The 16,515-nt window shown below is 69.2% G+C and carries 20 protein-coding genes; 14 read left to right on the top strand and 6 right to left on the bottom strand.

Features of this window, described 5'->3' with window-relative positions; genetic code table 11:
* Positions 1-4 precede the first annotated feature (4 nt).
* The 4 genes from AB7I40_RS22505 to AB7I40_RS22490 form a co-directional block, all read right to left on the bottom strand.
* Positions 5-1,240, bottom strand: a complete 1,236-nt coding sequence (locus tag AB7I40_RS22505; protein ID WP_428347527.1) for a hypothetical protein — start codon at positions 1,238-1,240, stop codon at positions 5-7.
* 203 nt (positions 1,241-1,443) lie between these two features.
* Positions 1,444-2,199 carry a TVP38/TMEM64 family protein gene (locus tag AB7I40_RS22500; RefSeq protein WP_428347528.1) on the bottom strand — a complete coding sequence of 252 codons (756 nt, stop codon included), beginning with the start codon at positions 2,197-2,199 and terminating at the stop codon, positions 1,444-1,446.
* Positions 2,200-2,248: 49 nt separating this feature from the next.
* On the bottom strand, positions 2,249-2,893 hold the full coding sequence (locus AB7I40_RS22495) for a CDP-alcohol phosphatidyltransferase family protein (protein WP_428347529.1): 645 nt from the start codon (positions 2,891-2,893) through the stop codon (positions 2,249-2,251).
* The gene (locus AB7I40_RS22490; RefSeq protein WP_428347530.1) at positions 2,893-3,534 is read right to left on the bottom strand and encodes a TVP38/TMEM64 family protein; all 642 of its coding nucleotides are present in this window, start codon (positions 3,532-3,534) and stop codon (positions 2,893-2,895) included. The genes AB7I40_RS22495 and AB7I40_RS22490 overlap by 1 nt, the downstream gene beginning before the upstream one ends.
* Positions 3,535-3,676: 142 nt before the next feature.
* Between AB7I40_RS22490 and AB7I40_RS22485 the strand changes: the two genes are divergently transcribed.
* From AB7I40_RS22485 to AB7I40_RS22450, 8 genes are read left to right on the top strand one after another with little or no spacing between them, the layout of a single operon-like run.
* Positions 3,677-4,915, top strand: coding sequence for an ABC transporter substrate-binding protein (locus tag AB7I40_RS22485; protein ID WP_428347531.1), 1,239 nt, complete (start codon positions 3,677-3,679; stop codon positions 4,913-4,915).
* Between the two features lie 11 nt (positions 4,916-4,926).
* Entirely contained in the window at positions 4,927-5,763 is an 837-nt protein-coding gene (locus AB7I40_RS22480; RefSeq protein ID WP_428347532.1) for an ABC transporter permease subunit, read from the top strand.
* Positions 5,760-6,590: an ABC transporter permease gene (locus tag AB7I40_RS22475; protein WP_428347533.1), complete on the top strand. Its 831-nt coding sequence runs from the start codon at positions 5,760-5,762 to the stop codon at positions 6,588-6,590. Before AB7I40_RS22480 ends, AB7I40_RS22475 begins: the two co-directional genes overlap by 4 nt.
* Positions 6,590-7,732 (top strand): ABC transporter ATP-binding protein, encoded by a 1,143-nt coding sequence (locus tag AB7I40_RS22470; RefSeq protein ID WP_428347534.1) that lies wholly within the window; start codon positions 6,590-6,592, stop codon positions 7,730-7,732. Before AB7I40_RS22475 ends, AB7I40_RS22470 begins: the two co-directional genes overlap by 1 nt.
* Positions 7,683-8,039 carry a glutaredoxin domain-containing protein gene (locus AB7I40_RS22465; protein ID WP_428348134.1) on the top strand — a complete coding sequence of 119 codons (357 nt, stop codon included), beginning with the start codon at positions 7,683-7,685 and terminating at the stop codon, positions 8,037-8,039. The genes AB7I40_RS22470 and AB7I40_RS22465 overlap by 50 nt, the downstream gene beginning before the upstream one ends.
* Positions 8,040-8,068: 29 nt before the next feature.
* A complete protein-coding gene (locus tag AB7I40_RS22460) occupies positions 8,069-9,289 on the top strand; it encodes a bifunctional alpha/beta hydrolase/OsmC family protein (protein WP_428347536.1) in 1,221 nt (406 codons plus the stop codon).
* Positions 9,286-9,597, top strand: a complete 312-nt coding sequence (locus AB7I40_RS22455) for a DUF427 domain-containing protein (protein WP_428347537.1) — start codon at positions 9,286-9,288, stop codon at positions 9,595-9,597. The genes AB7I40_RS22460 and AB7I40_RS22455 overlap by 4 nt, the downstream gene beginning before the upstream one ends.
* A 28-nt stretch (positions 9,598-9,625) precedes the next feature.
* Positions 9,626-10,378, top strand: a complete 753-nt coding sequence (locus AB7I40_RS22450) for a flavodoxin family protein (protein WP_428347538.1) — start codon at positions 9,626-9,628, stop codon at positions 10,376-10,378.
* A 12-nt stretch (positions 10,379-10,390) separates the two neighbouring features.
* Here the strand turns inward: AB7I40_RS22450 and AB7I40_RS22445 are convergent, their stop codons facing one another.
* Entirely contained in the window at positions 10,391-11,197 is an 807-nt protein-coding gene (locus AB7I40_RS22445) for a Crp/Fnr family transcriptional regulator (RefSeq protein WP_428347539.1), read from the bottom strand.
* A gap of 74 nt (positions 11,198-11,271) precedes the next feature.
* Positions 11,272-11,847: a hypothetical protein gene (locus AB7I40_RS22440; RefSeq protein ID WP_428347540.1), complete on the bottom strand. Its 576-nt coding sequence runs from the start codon at positions 11,845-11,847 to the stop codon at positions 11,272-11,274.
* 316 nt (positions 11,848-12,163) lie between these two features.
* On the opposite strand from AB7I40_RS22440, the gene AB7I40_RS22435 reads away from it, so the two are divergent.
* From AB7I40_RS22435 to AB7I40_RS22410, 6 genes are all read left to right on the top strand, one after another.
* Positions 12,164-12,712 carry a redoxin domain-containing protein gene (locus tag AB7I40_RS22435; RefSeq protein ID WP_428347541.1) on the top strand — a complete coding sequence of 183 codons (549 nt, stop codon included), beginning with the start codon at positions 12,164-12,166 and terminating at the stop codon, positions 12,710-12,712.
* A gap of 175 nt (positions 12,713-12,887) precedes the next feature.
* Positions 12,888-13,154, top strand: coding sequence for a nitrate/nitrite transporter NrtS (gene nrtS, locus AB7I40_RS22430; RefSeq protein ID WP_428347542.1), 267 nt, complete (start codon positions 12,888-12,890; stop codon positions 13,152-13,154).
* Between the two features lie 460 nt (positions 13,155-13,614).
* On the top strand, positions 13,615-14,061 hold the full coding sequence (locus tag AB7I40_RS22425) for a CopG family transcriptional regulator (RefSeq protein ID WP_428347543.1): 447 nt from the start codon (positions 13,615-13,617) through the stop codon (positions 14,059-14,061).
* Complete coding sequence (locus AB7I40_RS22420; RefSeq protein WP_428347544.1) at positions 14,061-14,375, top strand: hypothetical protein; 315 nt, start codon at positions 14,061-14,063, stop codon at positions 14,373-14,375. Before AB7I40_RS22425 ends, AB7I40_RS22420 begins: the two co-directional genes overlap by 1 nt.
* Positions 14,372-15,163, top strand: a complete 792-nt coding sequence (locus tag AB7I40_RS22415) for a DUF3883 domain-containing protein (protein WP_428347545.1) — start codon at positions 14,372-14,374, stop codon at positions 15,161-15,163. The genes AB7I40_RS22420 and AB7I40_RS22415 overlap by 4 nt, the downstream gene beginning before the upstream one ends.
* Positions 15,160-16,455, top strand: coding sequence for a restriction endonuclease (locus tag AB7I40_RS22410; protein ID WP_428347546.1), 1,296 nt, complete (start codon positions 15,160-15,162; stop codon positions 16,453-16,455). Before AB7I40_RS22415 ends, AB7I40_RS22410 begins: the two co-directional genes overlap by 4 nt.
* Positions 16,456-16,515 lie beyond the last annotated feature (60 nt).

Here is a 16,515-nt window from a genome sequence, read left to right as displayed (position 1 = left end):
GCCGTCAGCGCCGCGTCGGCATGGGGAGCAGGGTGAGGAGCTGCTTGTTCTCCTGGGGGTCGTGGACCGAGTGCTGGACACAAGCCGGGACCAGCTCGCCGGTCTCGGGGTGGGCCATGGTGTAGACGCAGGCCTGCAGCCGCTCCTGGGTGGCCCTGGTCCCGGCATCCGAGGCGACTTCCCCTGCCTCCATGGCGCGCCACGCGGGGATCACGGCCGAGGCATCCATGAAGGCGTGGACGACAAAGGTCAATCCTCTGACCTTGTGGCGGGCAGCTGCATGGACCAACGTCGACAGGCCGCCGGCGCGACGTATGAGACGGCGGCTCCAGTGCAGCGCCATGACGGCCAACCGTGGCTCCCGCAGTGCCAAACGGAGCGCTTTTGCGGTCGTGACCCACGACTGCTCGCCGCTGAGCGAGACCCCCGGAGCGCGCGCGAACACGGCGTCGCGGAAGGCCAGGTCGGCCGCCGCAGCGGGATCAAGCAGCGGGACCCAGCTGTCGCCCACGACGATGCCGAAGGCCGAACGGTTGCACCGTGAGTCTCCGAACTGCAGGGCCCGCCACGCCACCGGCTGGCCCATGCCCGTCTCGATCTGCTCCCAGACCTCGTCGATGGCGACGGACTGCTCGTCGACACCCCACCTCCGGGGATCACCCACCCGGGCGGCCGGCTGGAACGACATCATCGAGTAGCCCATGTGTCGCACTGCGGCCACGACGTCGGCGACCTGGTCGAGGTTCGCGCGGGTCACCGTCATGTTGTGGGCCAGGAAGTAGCGCAGGCCCGTCTGCTGCTTCACGCGTTCGAACATGGACACGAACGCAGCGCGATGCGCGTCGAGCTCACCCTCGGTCCGCGGTCGGGGGGCCCCTCGCCGCCCCCGCATCAAGGAGTCGAAGTGCGCCGCGAAGGACACCCGCGGCAGTCGGAGCCTGCCATCGGACTGGGTGACGAGGTCATGGAGGTAGTCTTGGTCGAAGTCTCCGTGGGTCATCGACATGGGTTCTCGACCGGCGGCACGCATCGCCAACAGCGAGGCAGCGTGATCATCGGGCGGCAGCAGCGAGACCTCGCCACCGATGAGCTGGGCGTGGGCCCGTGGGCCGCGTCGCTCTCGCAGCAGCGCCATCTGGCGCCGGACGTGTTCCAGCGTGTGGGCGCCGTCGGTGCGGACCTTGTTGGCGTCTGCGGAGTGGTAGCACGGAGAACACGTCAGGTTGCACTTCGGAAACACGCCGTGCGTCCCCTCGCAGCCCACGCCGATGCGACCCAGCGTCTGCGCGGGCGTCCGCGCCGAAATCGGGAGCTCGGACCAACGGCGCCGCACCGCTGCAAGAGTCTGGGGGCGGACTGGCTCCGTCAGCTCAGCCAGTGCCCGCCAGCGCGTCCTCAGAGTGGAGGCGGGGCCAGGCGTCCAGGACCTCGCGATGTGGCGTGTCACGACCCTTGCGTCACCGTGTCGGGGTGACCTCCGGAGGCGAGTTCGGGTCGGGGGCTGGTGGCCAACAGCCGTCGCCCGACGGTGCCGCCGAGGACGGCCAGCACCACCAGCCCGCCGACGCCGATGGCAATGCCGCGGGGGTCGACCCCTGAGGCTCCGACAGCGGCGTAGGCGAGGGCCGCGGGCATGATGCCAACCGCCGTCCCGAGCGCGTAGTCGCGTCGGCGGACTCCGACCAGCCCAGAGGCATAGTTGAGCGGAGTGAACGGGAACAGCGGCACCAGCCTCACGGCGAGCACCGCGACCAGCCCGTGACGAGCCAGCACCTCATCGGCCTGCTGGAGCCGGCCGCGAAGCATGCGGTCGACCGCCGGTCGTCCCAGGCGCCGCCCTAGCAGGAACCCTCCGGTGGCGCCGAGCAGCGCACCCGCCCAGGCCAGCACGGCGCCCCACCACAGCCCGAAGAGGGCACCACCGAGGATCGTCAGCAATGAGGCGGGCGACGGCGCCAGCACCAGCATGGCGTACCCCACTACGAACACCACGGCGCCGGACCACCCCGCCGACTCCACCAACCTCTGCAGACGGTCCGGTCCGCTCCAGCCGCTCAGGTGCAGGGCGGCCGAGGCCCCGGCGAAGGCCAGGACCAGTGCCACCAGACGCAGCCCGGCCCACCGGGACGGCGCCTGGGTGTGCCCCGGCCCGTAGTCGGCCACCTGCTCACGAGCAGGCGGTGCTGGTGGAGTCCTCATATGGATGGGAACCCTCCGAGGCGCCGTGTGGCTTCCCGCTCGCTCCAGGTCACGAGCCCGCAGTGGCTGGCCCGCGCAGGGTGCGATATCCGGTGATGATCCGGTGGGCCGCGCTGACACCCACAACGGCTGCCCATGCCGTCGCGACCAGCGGGGCGTATCCGGGAACGAGCAGCCACACCGAGTGCACGAAGATCGTCTCTGCTCCCTCGGCGATGCCGCCGAGAAAGCTCAGCGACCGGCCGTCGTCGAGGCGGTGCCCGGTGCGCTCCGCGATCGAGGAGAACGCCAGGAACGCGGTGCCGTTGACGTAGTAGGCCAGCAGCACGGCCAGGAACGGGAGCCAGTCATCGAGCGGGGCCGAGGTGCCGACGGTGCCAACGGCAATCCCGACGACCGTCGTGCCGTAGACGAGGAAGTCGGCGCTGATGTCGAGGAATCCGCCTGCGGGGGAGCCCTGCCCATTGGCGCGCCGTCGTGCCAGTGGCCCGTCCAGTCCGTCCATCGCACGGGAGAGCAGCCACGCGACCAGTGCCCAGCCCCACAGCTGGCCGGCCGCGAACCCAGCGCTGGTGAGCCCGAGGATCAGGCCCACGAGGGTGAGCCCGTCCGGGGTGACCCACGACCGGTCGATCCGCTCGGCGGCCGCGGCGAGCGGCCCGTCGAGACGACGACGGAGCGCGGCGTCGAACATCAGGGCTCCTCTGCGTCTCTGACGGGCACGGGCACGTCGCCATCATCATCACCCAGCAGCCGGCGCCCGAGGATCGTGCCCAGCGCGACGAGCGCCACCAGCACAGCGACCCCGGCGAAGATCCCCCACGGATCGGTGCCCCACGCGCCGAGCGCGGAGTAGGCCAGGCTGCCGGGGATCATGCCAAGGGCCGACCCGAGTGCATAGTGGCGCCACCGCACACCGGTCAGCCCCGCGGCGTAGTTGATGACGGTGAATGGCAGCACCGGCGTCAGCCGAGCGGCAAGGACAGCGCCGAAACCATGCTGAGCTAATAACCGATCAGCTCGCTCAACACGACCGCGTGTCAGCCGGTCGACGGCGTCGCGTCCCCAGGCGCGACCCAGCCAGAAGGCGGCGGCGGCGCCAGTGAGCGCGCCGATCCAGGACAGGAGGGCCCCGAGCCACCACCCGAACAGCAGTCCACCCAATGCCGTGAGAAGCGCCTTGGGTGCCGGCAGCAGGCACAGCAGGGTATAGCCCGCGACGAAGACGGCGGTGCCCCACGGCCCGGCTGCGTCGACCTGCTCACGCAGCAGCCGGACGTCGTCCCATCCGCGCACCTGTTCGACGACGAACACCGCGAGCAGGAGTACCGCCATCGCCCCGAGCCGTGCCCACGCCCAAGCTCGGCTCGGTGTCGGGGTCGGCTCCACAAGGAGGGAAGTCGCTGGGGCCGCCACCGTGTTCCCGTTGCGACAAGGTTCCCCTGCCCTGCGTGCCATCTGAGGAGAAGCGATCGACGTGAGTGCCCGCCACCGGACCTTGGCAGCGATCGCGCTGGCCTCGGCCCTGCTCGTCACTGCCTGCTCGGCTCCAGCCGCTGAGGGTCCTGCGGTATCGACGGATCGACCGTGGGACGAGGTCCTGGCCGAAGCGCAGGGTCAGACGGTGGACCTGTGGATGTACGGCGGCGACGACCGTGGCAACGCCTACGTGGACGACGTCCTGGCTCCTGCGGCCGCCGACCTCGGAGTCACGTTGCGGCGGGTGCCTGTGGCGGACACGAAGGACGCGATGCGGCGGCTGCTCGCGGAGCGGGCCGCCGGCGAGGACGAGGGCTCGGTGGACCTGGTCTGGGTCAATGGCGACAACTTCGCCACCGGGCAGGAGGCCGGTGCCTGGCTGTGCGGCTGGTCCGACAGCCTGCCCAACGCCCAGTACGTCAGCGACGAGGACCCGCTGGTCAGCGAAGACTTCGGGGTGCCCGTCGAGGGATGCGAGTCGCCGTGGCACAAGGCACAGTTCACCTTCGTCTACGACTCCGCCCGGGTCACGGATCCGCCGACCACCGTGGCCGGATTGCTCGACTGGGCCGAGGCTCACCCCGGACGTTTCACCTACCCCGCTCCGCCCGACTTCACCGGGTCGGTCTTCGTCCGCCAGGCGCTTTACGCGCTCTCCGGAGGGGCGGACGCCGTCCCTGCGGGGTTTGACGGGGGAGCCTACGACGAGTTGACGCCCGCGCTGTGGGAGCGACTGCGCGACCTCGCGCCGGCGCTGTGGCGCGAGGGACGCACCTACCCGCGGGACCAGGTCGCGTTGGACCGGTTGTTCGCCGACGGTCAGGTCGACTTCACCATGACCTACGGGCCCGCCACCTTGACCGAGCTGGTGGAGGAGGGCACGTTCCCACCGACCACCCGCGTGCTCAGCCTCGAGGACGGCACGGTCGGCAACGCCAGCTTCCTCGCGATTCCCGCCAGTTCGCCGGACCAGGCCGGCGCGATGGTGGTCGCCGACCTGGCCCTGTCGCCGGAACAACAAGTGGCCAAGGCCGACCCCGCCGTCTGGGGCCAGTTCACCGTCCTCGACACCGAGCTGCTCGATGCTGAGGCCGCGCGTGCGTTCGACCAGCTGCCGGACTCGCCCGTCGTCCCGGCCTATGACGAGTTGTCCCGCAACGCCCAGCCCGAGCTGTCCTCGGCGTGGGTGACGCCTCTGGACGAGGGCTGGCGCCGCGAGGTCCTCGGGCGCTCATGACGAGTCGGCGGGTGAGCGGTGCCGTGCCCGGCATCGTGACGATCACCGTCGTCGCTGGCACCGGCATGGCTGCGGTGGTGGCGACCTCGGTCGGTCTGATGCCGCTCTATGGTCAACCAAGTCTGAGTCTCGATGGCTGGCGAGCCGCGGCACCGGACCTAGTCGCAGGCATCGGCGAGTCCCTGCTGATCGCGGTGCCGGCCACGGTGCTGGCGGCCGTGGTCGGGTTCCTCCTGGCGATGCTGATGCTCGGCGGCGGCCGAGCATCGGGACTCGTCCGGGTGGTCTGCCTGTCGGTCCTGGCGGTCCCGCACCTGGTGGGGGCGACCTCGGTGTCGCTGCTGTTGAGCGACGGGGGGATGGCGGCACGGCTCGCGGCGCCGAGCAGCGGCGACGGCTGGCCCGCGCTCGTCGGCGGGCCATGGCCGATCGCGACCGTCCTGGAGCTGGCCTGGAAGGAGTCGGCCTTTGTCGCACTCGTGGTCCTGGCCGCGGTCGCTCCCGGTCACCGACAGCGGATGGAGGTCGCGGCAGGGTTGGGCGCCAGGCCCCGGCAACGCGTCGTCCGAGTACTGCTCCCCACCGCCGCCCCCGCCGTGGCTGCCGCCGCCCTGGTCACGATCGTCTACGCCATCGGGTCCTACGAGGTGGCCTGGCTGCTGGGCCGCGCGGTCCCCGAACCCCTGCCCGTGCTGGCCTTCCGCCTCTTCGGCTCCATCGAGCTCACCGACCGGCCCGCCGCCGCGGCGGCGGCTGTCGTGGGCGCTCTCCTCGCTCTGAGTGTGGCGGTCCCGGCCCTCGCGGCGCTGCCGCGGCTGCGGTCTTTGTCGACGGGTGGTGCCTCGTGAGGCAGGCCCTCCGGGTGGCTGGTCTCCTGCTTGCCCTGCTCTGGCTGGTGGTGCCGCTCGTGCCGGTGCTGGTGTGGGCGGGAGCAGAACGCTGGAGCTTCCCCGAAGTGCTGCCGAGCACCTGGGGGTTCTCCGGCTGGCGCGATGCCGCCTCCGCGGGTCTCCCGCAGGCGCTACTGCGCTCGTTGGCGTTGGGCGTGGCCGTTGCGGCGGTCTCGACGCCGTTGGGAGTGATGACCGGCAGAGTGCTCGGCTGGCGCCTCACCCGACACCCACGTCTCGTCGTCGGACTGCTGCTGGTCCCGCTCGTCCTGCCGCCCTTCGCAGTGGCCATGGGCCTCGACGTGATCCTGATCCGCGTTGGGCTGCCAGAGCTCGTCTCGGTGGTGCTCCTTCTCGCTCTCGTCGCGATCCCCTACACGGCCTACACGAGTGCGACCGGGTTCGCGCGTATCTCGCTGGAGCTGGAGTCCCAGGCGCGAGCGTTGGGAGCGACACCCCGGCAGGCCAGGCTGCGGGTGGTGCTACCGGCCGTGCGCGGCAGCATCCTGGTGGCTGCCCTGCTGGCCTTCCTCGTCGGGTGGAGCGACTACGTCGTCACCCTGCTCGTGGGCGGTGGGCAGCTCGTGACCGCCCCGGTCCTCCTGGGCGCCGCGGCCTCCGGCTCGGGCAACGACTCGATGGTCGCCGCCATGGCCCTCGCGACCCTCCTGCCACCCGTGGTCCTGGTGACCCTTGCCGCCGCTTCCAAGATGCGCGGCGGTGGCCACACCTCGGCGGCCGCTGGTCTGTCCGAGACCATGCCCGAGCAAGAGAGGACGCGCTGATGAGCACGCTGGAGATCCGCGACGTGTGGCACCACTACCCCGACGCCGAGGCCCCTGCTCTTCGCGGCGCGTCCCTCACCGTGGGGGATGGGGAGATGGTCTCAGTCGTCGGCCCCTCGGGGTCCGGCAAGAGCACCCTGCTCCGCGTGGCCGCAGGGCTGCAGCGCGCCACCACCGGTCAGGTGCTGGTGAGCGGACGGGATGTCGCGGACGAACCCACCGAACGGCGCGACCTGACCCTCATGTTCCAGCACCCGCTGCTCTTCGACCACCTCGACGTGGCCGGCAACGTCGGCTTCGCCCCCCGGCTGGCCGGCGCCCGACGCCGGGAGGCCCGACGATGTGCGCAGCGCTACCTGCGACTGGTCCACCTCGAGGGATTCGACTCCCGTGACGTCTCGTCGCTCTCCGGCGGCCAGCAACAACGGGTGGCACTCGCGAGAGCACTGGCCGCCGAACGCGGGGCGCTGCTGCTCGACGAACCGTTCAGCTCCTTGGACCGCGAACTGCGAGCCTCGATGCACGACCTCCTCATCGAGGTGCGCGCCGCACTGGCTCCCACGATCCTCATGGTCACCCACGACCTCGACGAAGCGGCACTCGCCGAGTCGACCGTCGTACTCATCGACGGGCGCGTACACCAGCACGCACCGATGGCCGAGATCTACCAACGCCCGGCGAGCGTGGCCGTCGCCCGGCTGCTCGGCGGCTTCGCCGAGATCGCAGGGACGATCCGTGGCGGCGTGCACCACTCCTCGTGGGGTCGCGTCCCGGTCGCCGCAGGCGGAGCAGGGGAGGGGTCGGCTGTGCTACTGGTCCGCCGAGAGTCGCTCCGCCTCGAGAGCACCGACAGCGGTGTCACCGAGACCGGGCTCGGCGCCCGCGTCCTCCGCAGCCGCCCTACGGGCACCCGGGTCGTCGTCTCCCTCGTCGGTGACGACGCCTCCTCTCTGGAGGTCGAACTGCGGATCGGCGAGGGCATCCAACCGGGCGCCCGGGCCACGGTGCTGCTCCCCGACAGTCGACAGCCCCAATGGGCTGTGCCCCAAGATCCCTCCACAGGGAAGGCCCAGGAGCCCCAGATGGGTTCCCATGGCAGACCGCCCGACGCGCGGCTGCCTCTGGAGGAGACCCGGTCATGAAACCAGCTTGCGAAGGCGAGACGTCCGTCCCGCACGATGCCGGGGTAGGCGCATGAGCGCGACGCCTGTTGAGGTGTTGTGGCGCCCCGGATGCCCGTTCTGCGTAAAGCTCCGCGTCGGGCTGATGGTTCTTGGGGTGCGGGCGACCTGGCGCAACATCTGGGACGACCCCGAGGCCTCTGCTCTCGTGCGTGCGCACAACCAGGGCAACGAGACGGTCCCGACCGTCCGGGTCGGCTCGGTCGTGCTCACCAACCCGTCTGCTGGCAAGGTTCGTTCGCTCGCACGTCGCTCCTCTGGCCGATGACTAGCGGGGGAGAGCTCCATCGCAGGGGCGTGACCTTCCCGGGGGGCGGCGGTTCCGACCTCACGGGCACCCTCGACCTTCCGGGCGGCCCCGTCCGGGCGGTGGCACTGTTCGCACACTGCTTCACCTGTGATCGCACCTCACGGGCGGCATCACGAGTCGCCAGAACCCTGACGAGCGCCGGGTACGCGGTCCTGCGTTTTGATTTCACTGGGCTCGGAGACTCCGACGGCTCCTTTGCGGAGACCACGTTCAGCACCAATCTCGAGGACCTGCGTGCCGCCGCCCGTTGGCTCGCCCAGGAGCTCGAGGCGCCGCGGCTACTCATCGGGCACTCGCTCGGGGGTGCAGCCGTCCTCGCCATTGCCGGAGAGCTCGAGTCTGTGGAGTCGGTCGCGGTGATCGGTGCCCCATCGACCCCAGCGCACGTCACCACGCTCCTGTCTGGTGCGGTTCCGGTGAGCGACGGACACCTTGCTGTCACCATCGGCAACAGGAGCCTCCACATCAGTCCAGACCTGGCCCGCGATCTGTCCGCCCAACCTCAGTTGGAGCGCATCTCCGCGCTGGGCAAGCCTCTCCTGGTCCTGCACTCGCCCCGGGACGCCGTCGTGGGCATCGGTGAGGCCCGCGTGATCTTCGAGACCGCACGGCACCCCAAGTCGTTCGTCACCCTCGACGAGGCCGACCACCTGCTGCTGCGCGCCGAGGACGCCGACTACGCCGGATCCATGATCGCGACGTGGGCCGGCCGGTACCTCCCGCAGAGAGCCGCGTCGCCTCCCACCCCCGCCGCAACGCCAACCAATGTGGTGGTCGACGAGGTCGACGACCTCAAGGGCTACGCGCACCGAGTCCGCTCGGGGCGCCACACCTGGTTCCTCGACGAGCCGCTCGAGGTCGGCGGCGCCGACAGCGGCCCCGGGCCCTACGACGTGTTGCTCTCCGCCCTCGGGGCATGCACGTCCATGACGATGCGGATGTACGCCCGGCGAAAGGGCTGGGACTACAGCCCCTCACGGGTGACGCTGCGTCACGGACGCATTCACGCCTCCGACTGCGAGTCGTGCGAGACCACGTCAGGACACCTCGACCGAGTGCATCGGCACATCGAGCTGGACCCGTCCCTGCCAGAGGACCGTCGTGCTGCACTGATCGCGATAGCGGACCGGTGCCCCATCCACCGCACCCTGCTGGGCGAGATCGACATCGTCACCACCCATGGGCCCGACGAAGTGCTGACCTCATGACCATGCGGGCCGAGCTGGAGGGAACGGTCCTGGCGGAGGGCAACGACACCGTCGTCCGCGGCGGAATCCACTACTTCGCCCCGCAAGACGTGGTCTTCAGACATCTACGGCCCGTCTCTCTGCGCCCGTCTCTGCGGGGCACCTCCGCCCGCTTCGACGTCTACGTCGACGACACGCGTGCCGCCGACGTGGCCTGGTGCATCGCCCGCCCACGATGGTGGTCCCGCGAGGTCAGGGGGCGGGTGGCATTTGCCCTACCGGTCATCGTCCATCCGGTCGCCGACGAGTCGGGTCCGAGAACCCGATGACCCGGTCCGCCCAATAGAGGAGCCTCACATGATCCCCGCATCCGTCGCCAGGTTCATCGACGCAGAGGTGGCCGCTGCCACCACCGCGTACGACGATCTGCGCGTAGTTGTACTCAACGGAACCCTCAAGCGCTCACCCGAACCAAGCCACACCGACGGGTTGCTTACCGTGACCCGCCGGGTGCTGGAGGGCGTCGGTGCGCAGGTCGACGTCGTGAGGCTGGTCGACCACCTCATCCCGCCCGGCGTCCAGCCGGACATGCGCGAGCACGGTTGGGAGCGAGACGACTTCCCCGACCTCTACCGCTCGCACATCGAGCCAGCGGACATCGTCGTCCTCGCCACCCCCATCTGGCTCGGAGACCAGTCATCACTGACCCGGCTCGCCATCGAGCGACTCTACGGCTGGTCCGGGGAGCTCAACGCGGCAGGCCAGTGGAGCTACTACGGCAAAGTCGGCGGGGTCGTGATCACTGGCAACGAGGACGGCGGCAAGCACTGCGCAGCGCAGATGCTCTACGCACTGAGCCACATCGGCTTCACCATCCCGCCGCAGGTCGACGCCTACTGGAACGGCGAAGCCGGCCCCGGCCCCTCCTACCTCGACGAGAACCGCGGGCCGCGCAACCACTGGAGCACCCGCAACGCAGTCTTCGCCGCCTGGAACATGCTCCACACCGCCCGACGGCTCAAGGACGACGGGGGAGTCCCGGCACACGGCAACATCACCACCAACTGGGACCTCTCGGACCCCGAACAACCCAACCCGGAGTACCGCTGACGGATCCGCTACTCAAGAGTCGGCGAACCGACGTAATCCCTCCTGGTCGTGCACGGTGATCTTGCCGCGACCCAGTGAGATCAATCCCAGGTCGGCGAACTCACCCAGCACCTTCGTCGTCGTCTCGCGCGACGTCGCCGCCAAGGCGGCGAGCTGATCGTGGGTGAGCTTGACGTGAGCCTCCCGCCCGAAGCCGCTGCTCGCGCCCTGTGCAAGCGCTACGAGCGCCCCGGCAATGCGCTCCGGGACCGACTTGAAGACGGCGTCGGAGAGTCGCTGCTCGAGCGCCCCGAGCCGTCGCCCGAGCGTTTCTGAGATGCGGGTGGCGATCCGCGAGTCACCGAGCAGGAGGCGGCGCACGTCGGCCTCGGACATGACACACACAACGATGTCCTCCATGGCCTCCGCAAAGCTGTCGTGCATCTGCTGCCCCACGATGACCATTTCACCAAAGATGGTGCCGGGGGAGATGATGGCCGTGGTGAGCGCGCGACCATCAGGAGAGACACGGAAGATCCGGATCCGCCCCTGCTTGAGGATGAATAGCGCCTCAAGGGGCTGGTGCGGGGTGTAGACCAGCTCACCGGAGCCATAACGCCGCATCGGCGCCGCCTGAGACAGCGTCGCCATCTCGGACTCGTCGAGGTCGCAGAAGATGTCTACCTCAGACATGCACCAAAGCTGGTCCGGGCCCTCGCGCGCTGCTCGCTCGATATCCACATCTTCCTCTCTGCGGCCCGGCGACCAGGGGCGGCCACCCCCGGCCAGATCGATGGGGTCGGCGATGCTCAGGCAGTGGTGTGATCGGGTTCGGATCATCTCAGCCTCATTGCAGTATGCGCGGACGGAGCGAGTCGGGTGGCGGCTGGCCGCCACCCGACTCGTTGAGGTCGTCAGTGGGCGGCAACAGTCTCGGGCGCGGAGAGAGAGCGCTTGGTTCGTGCCGCGGCGACTAGGACACCGAGGACGACGCCGAACATCAGGTGCTCGATGATGAACGTGCCCCATCCGGCCATCTCGGCCATGTTCTTGATGGGGTCGCCGCTGTCGAAGATCGATGCGGCGAGGGGAAGCCCGACGTAGGCGCTCATCGCGAAGACCACGAAGCCGTAGGCCATTCCGACGCCGGCAAGTGCGGCAAGGCCGAGGCGGAGTCGGGAGGCGATGAGACCGAACACGGCACCGTACATCGCGCCGGTCATCATGTGGATCATCGCGCCCAGGATCGCGGGGCCGGCCAGGAACGTGAATGCGTCGCCGCCCTGACCATCGGCCATCATCGAGGTCATCATGTCGGCGTCGTCGGTCACCAGCGACGCGATGTGGTATAGGGGGGTGAAGAAGCCTGTGTCCTTGAAGTAGGCCGCGAGCATCGCATACATCGCCATCACCAGGGAGGCGATCACGCCGGCCCCGGCGCCAACGAGGACGGCTCGGCGCAAGCTGGCCGTGCTGGTGTTGCGGGTCATAGTGGGTGCTCCTTGTCGATTGGCTGACCCGGTCGGGCCAGAACTCGTGGGCACGAGTGTTGGCCACCCGGGAGGCCGAGTCGGTGAGCGCGCTTACATAGCGGCGGAACTCCCAAAGCCGCCGAAACGGTTGAGGTCGAGGTCGAGCCGGCCTCAGGCCCCGGAATGCGGATCCAGACTCAGGCCTCGGATCCAGGAGCTGTCTCGTTACGTGTGCGGGGTTACACAACTTGCGGCTGATCTCAGGGAGGCTGGCGCCCAGGCGCCGCGACGCGCCGTGACCGCCAGCAGCTATCGCAACCGGAGGAGCCGTCTCGTGGCCGCTGAAATCACGACCAACGCCGTCCCGCTCGACCTGGACCTGTCCACCGCCGACGGGACCACCGTTGCACTGGGCAATCTCCTCACCGAGCGGCTGACCCTGGTCCACCTGGTCCGCTACTTCGGCTGCCTGCCCTGCCAGGAGTGGCTCATCGACCTCGACCGGATCGCCGGCGAACTCGCCAAGGAGAGCGTGGGCGCCATCGCGATCGGTGGTTCCGCCGACTACCAGGCAGTGTGGTTGCATGAAGCCAGAGGTGTCCGGATCCCGCTGCTCCTCGACCCCGCGCAGACCTTCCGCGACTACGTGGGCGCCTCCAAGCCCTTGGGCTGGAGAATGGCCGACCCGCGCGGTGCCGCGGCCTACACCCGCTCACTCGCCAAGGGATTCCGGCCGCAAAGCATCACCAAGGACACCGTTCGCAGCCCCGGCGTCGTGGTCCTTGACCAGACCGGTTCGGTGCGCTGGCGTCACATCGGCACCCGGATCGGCCACTACCCGCCGCTCGACGAGGTCCTCGCGAAGGTTGCCGGGCTGACCTGAGTCAGCCGGAGCCGGATTGCCGCCCGCCCCGAGAACGGGGTGGGCTGGAGAGTCGTCGCCGTCCGAAGGACCGATAGCTCGTGTGGCAGTGCACTCCGCCCTCAGGCCGAGGGCGTGATCGCCAACGTGGGCGCCCTTACAGTCAAGGCCGCAACTCAACGGCATCATCGTCGTCATGATGACGACGACCTGGTCCAGATGGGCCTGGCCGATCCTGAGCGGACACACGAGGCAGGTCGCGCTCCCGATCGCGTTCGTGGTCGGCACCATCCTTCTCGCCGTCAACCAAGGGACCGAGCTAGCGGCCGGCGAGGCCGACGTGGCCACGCTGTTCCGTGCGCTGGCCAACTACTTAATCCCCTACAGCGTGTCCAGCGTGTCATACCTCAACGCACGTAACAGCCCCGGCGTCCCATTCATGACGGAAGTTCCACAGCCATGAATGCGCGGATCCAAGTTCTCCAAGTGCCTGACTGTCCACTCGTCGACCGACTCATCGACGATCTTGAGAGTTGTCTCACCGAGACTCACATCTCGGACCCGGTCGAGGTGCTCGTCGGCGACTATCCCTCACCCACCCTCCTTCTCGAAGGGATAGACGTAGCCACAGGCCAGCCGGTCTCGGGTCAACCCCGCTGCCGAATGGACCCCCCGTCGCGCTCGCAGATCCTGGCCGCCGTTGCCGCGATGCGCACTTGAGCCCGAAACACTCAGCCCGGTAAAGAGGAACTGGCATCGCGGATCGGATCCTTGGGTCGCCGTAACCGCGATGAGGGGGCACCGGCCAAGCCGGAGCCCTCATCCTGCCGGCAGACTAGTGATTGACATAAGGTTAGTTATCGGCGTCGTTTATTGATTTTTTCGGCGTTGTTTAGATCCCATTGCGGCGCTACCCTACCAGCATGGCCAGGCCTGAAATCGGCGAACGCGTGACCACCCGTCTGCCACCCGAGCTGCTCGAGCGCGTCGACACCGCGGCCGGCGAACGAGGTGTACGCCGTGCGGAGTGGCTGCGCGAAGCCGCGCGCGAGGCGATCACCGTGCAGGCCCCTCGCTTCACCGAGGGCCGCCGACGCAGTGCGACAGAGCTGGCACGGTTGGTTGCCCAGCACTCCGAGTGGGCCTGGGCAGAGGACGATGCCCTGGTCGACGACCTTGGGGGCTTCCTGGCGTACACAATCGAGGATGCGGCCGAGGCCATGCAGGACCTGGGATGGCTCGCCCCGGGGGGCGCCGGCGTGATCTGGGTCCGGATGCCCGCGGCCCACCTGCAGGGCGCCCGCGCCGAGGAGCTGCGCAGCCGGCTCGACGAATCTGGACGCCATCCCCACGTCAACGGCGTGCGTTGATGACCCGCAACGAGTACGACGGGGAGGCCAGCGCGACCTGGCGCATGGACGTCGTCCACGAGGTCGACGACTCCGCAACCCCAGTCTCCCGATGGGTGGACGCGATGCGTCGCCTCAACACGATCAACGACCCACTCGCCCGCAAGCTCTTGGCGCTGCACCGCGACTGCGGATCCGGCACGGGTGTCTGCGATTCGCCCGATGACGAGCCGGACCCGATGGATCGCCGCTCGAGCTGGGGCTGTGAGACCACACAGGTCATCGCCGACCACTTCGACCTCGACTACCCGCGAGCGCGTGAGCAATCACCGTGACTTCACAGGACTCCAACGCCCGACTCGTCGAGCTGATCCGCGCCGGTCTCGGGCGAGCTGACGACGACGGCCGCGCACGCGTCCCGCTCAAGCTCTATCCGCCCGAGGAACAAGAGGAGCTCCTGACGCTTCTCCACGCCTACTTATGGGACACCGCGGCACCCTACGACGAGGAATGGCACCGCTCCCCGGGCAACATCATGACCCTGTGGGCCGAGCTGCTCGAGATCGGCACCGAGACACGCCACCGTCTGATCCCGCTCCGCACCGACCTGGTCAAGCTCCTCACCGAGCGCGGCCTCGGCTACCGGACTCACCCGCGCTCGGTGCCCGTGCTGGTTCGGGAGTACAGCGGCGTCATCGAGACCCCCGTCCACCCCGGCGACCCGCGCGAGTCCTCAAGCACAATCGCTGTGGGCGCCTGGGGAGCCGGGTTCGGCGACCCGGCCACAAACCGCAAGGTCGAGCTGGCCGCCGAGGCCGCAGTTCAACACCACTACGAAGCCGCAGGGTGGACCATCACCCGCGTCGCGCACCTCAAGTGCGGCTGGGACCTCACCGCGACGCGACACGACCAGCAGCGCCACCTTGAGGTCAAAGGCGTGTCCAGCTCCATGCCGTCGGTTCTCCTAACCCGCAACGAGCTGCGCACCGCCAAGACCGACCCCGACTGGGCCTTGGCCGTGGTGACCGGCGCCCTCACCGACCCAACGCTGGCCGAGTTCGACCGCCAGACCGTGGTGGCGGCCGCCGACCCGACCGTCTACCGCGTCAACCTGGTCCCGTGACCTCAGCGATGGACGTCAGCACCGACTCGCGCACCCGGGAAGCGTGGGAAGCGTCCTCCCGGGCCGCCTCCCACGCTCTGCCGGACTCACGGGTGTGGCGTCGCCTGCTGGCCGAGCTCGACGCGACCGAGCTGACGTTGTACCTCGATGTCTTCACCGACGGGTCCCGGGACGTGTTTGTGGCCGTCACCACCGAGCGGCTCTTGTCGTGGACCGTCCTAACCGACCGGTTCCGCAGAATGGTGCGCCGGAACGTACAGGTCACCGAGCACACCCGGACCGTGCAAGGCGTACTGCGGCTGTCCGACGGCAGCTCCTCAACTCCCTTGCGCCTGGTCGGGCGGCCCGAGCAGCGCACCGCCCTGCTCAAGGCGCTCCGGCTACCGGCAGACGCCCGCCCGGTCCGCGCTGTCGTCCTCGACCTGACCACGTCGCCCAAGACCAAGGCCGCGTACGCAGCCAGTCCCCTTCCGCCACCTGCGACCGGACCAATCGCCGACGCCGTGCTCGGTTCACTCGGGTCCGCCAAGGCCCAGTGCCTGGTCCATGCCACCCAGGTCGCCCTGCATCCGTCACTACCTGGCGGCGAGGTCGTCGTTGTGGGCACGGGAACGAAGATCACCTTCGTCGCAGTCGGAGCCGATGCGAAGTCCCGGCCGACCATGGGCATCGGCCGCGGCTCGCTAGCTTGGGACCTGCGCGGCACCGAACTCACCCTGTTCCACAACCAGCCCATTCATTCGGTCGTGGCCCGTATCCGCGGCGAACCTCGCGCACTGGAGGCAGTCGTTGAGCTCGTGCGTCGGTGGGCGGAACTCGATGCCGTCGCCGAAGGCCAGCGGACCGCCAAGCAGCAGGCACGACGCGTCACCGCCGCCGATGGAGTCCCCACCATCCCGGTCGTTCGGCGAACCGGCTTCCTGGGGCGCAAACGGGCCGCGCCGATCGGCACCTGGCAACAGGCCGAGGCCGCCGCCTGCGCGTGGCTGCGTCACATGGGGTTCAACGACGCCAAGGTGACTCCGACCGGGAAGGACGCCGGTGTCGATGTCATCGCCCGCAAGGTCGTCGCCCAGGTCAAGTGGGAGGCCGCCCCGGTCGGGCGGCCTAAGCTCCAGCAGCTCCACGGTGCGGCATCCCACGCGCGCAAGAAAGGAGCGTTCTTCTCGCGGTCCGGTTACACCGCCGATGCGCGGGCCTGGGCAGAGACGGCGGGTATTGCCGCGTTCGTCCTGCTCGACGACGGCTCGCTAGCGCCCACAACCTCGGCCGCGAAAAGGATGATGCGCTGATGAGGCCACGAGTTGTCGCCATCGACGTCGGGTCTGTCCGGACCAACTTCGCCTGGGCCG

This window comes from Nocardioides sp. (assembly GCF_050246775.1).
Taxonomy (GTDB): Bacteria; Actinomycetota; Actinomycetes; order Propionibacteriales; family Nocardioidaceae; genus Nocardioides.
This window is presented reverse-complemented; position numbering and strand designations above follow the sequence as displayed.

Bases quoted from the DNA above. Each gene is read 5' to 3' on its own strand.
- AB7I40_RS22495 (WP_428347529.1), bottom strand. From the start codon at position 2,893: ATGTTCGACGCCGCGCTCCGTCGTCGTCTCGACGGGCCGCTCGCCGCG.
- nrtS (WP_428347542.1), top strand. From the start codon at position 12,888: ATGATGACGACGACCTGGTCCAGATGGGCCTGGCCGATCCTGAGCGGA.
- AB7I40_RS22450 (WP_428347538.1), top strand. From the start codon at position 9,626: ATGATCCCCGCATCCGTCGCCAGGTTCATCGACGCAGAGGTGGCCGCT.
- AB7I40_RS22445 (WP_428347539.1), bottom strand. From the start codon at position 11,197: ATGATCCGAACCCGATCACACCACTGCCTGAGCATCGCCGACCCCATC.
- AB7I40_RS22500 (WP_428347528.1), bottom strand. From the start codon at position 2,199: ATGAGGACTCCACCAGCACCGCCTGCTCGTGAGCAGGTGGCCGACTAC.
- AB7I40_RS22425 (WP_428347543.1), top strand. From the start codon at position 13,615: ATGGCCAGGCCTGAAATCGGCGAACGCGTGACCACCCGTCTGCCACCC.
- AB7I40_RS22420 (WP_428347544.1), top strand. From the start codon at position 14,061: ATGACCCGCAACGAGTACGACGGGGAGGCCAGCGCGACCTGGCGCATG.
- AB7I40_RS22490 (WP_428347530.1), bottom strand. From the start codon at position 3,534: ATGGCGGTACTCCTGCTCGCGGTGTTCGTCGTCGAACAGGTGCGCGGA.
- AB7I40_RS22470 (WP_428347534.1), top strand. From the start codon at position 6,590: ATGAGCACGCTGGAGATCCGCGACGTGTGGCACCACTACCCCGACGCC.
- AB7I40_RS22455 (WP_428347537.1), top strand. From the start codon at position 9,286: ATGACCATGCGGGCCGAGCTGGAGGGAACGGTCCTGGCGGAGGGCAAC.
- AB7I40_RS22440 (WP_428347540.1), bottom strand. From the start codon at position 11,847: ATGACCCGCAACACCAGCACGGCCAGCTTGCGCCGAGCCGTCCTCGTT.
- AB7I40_RS22465 (WP_428348134.1), top strand. From the start codon at position 7,683: ATGGCAGACCGCCCGACGCGCGGCTGCCTCTGGAGGAGACCCGGTCAT.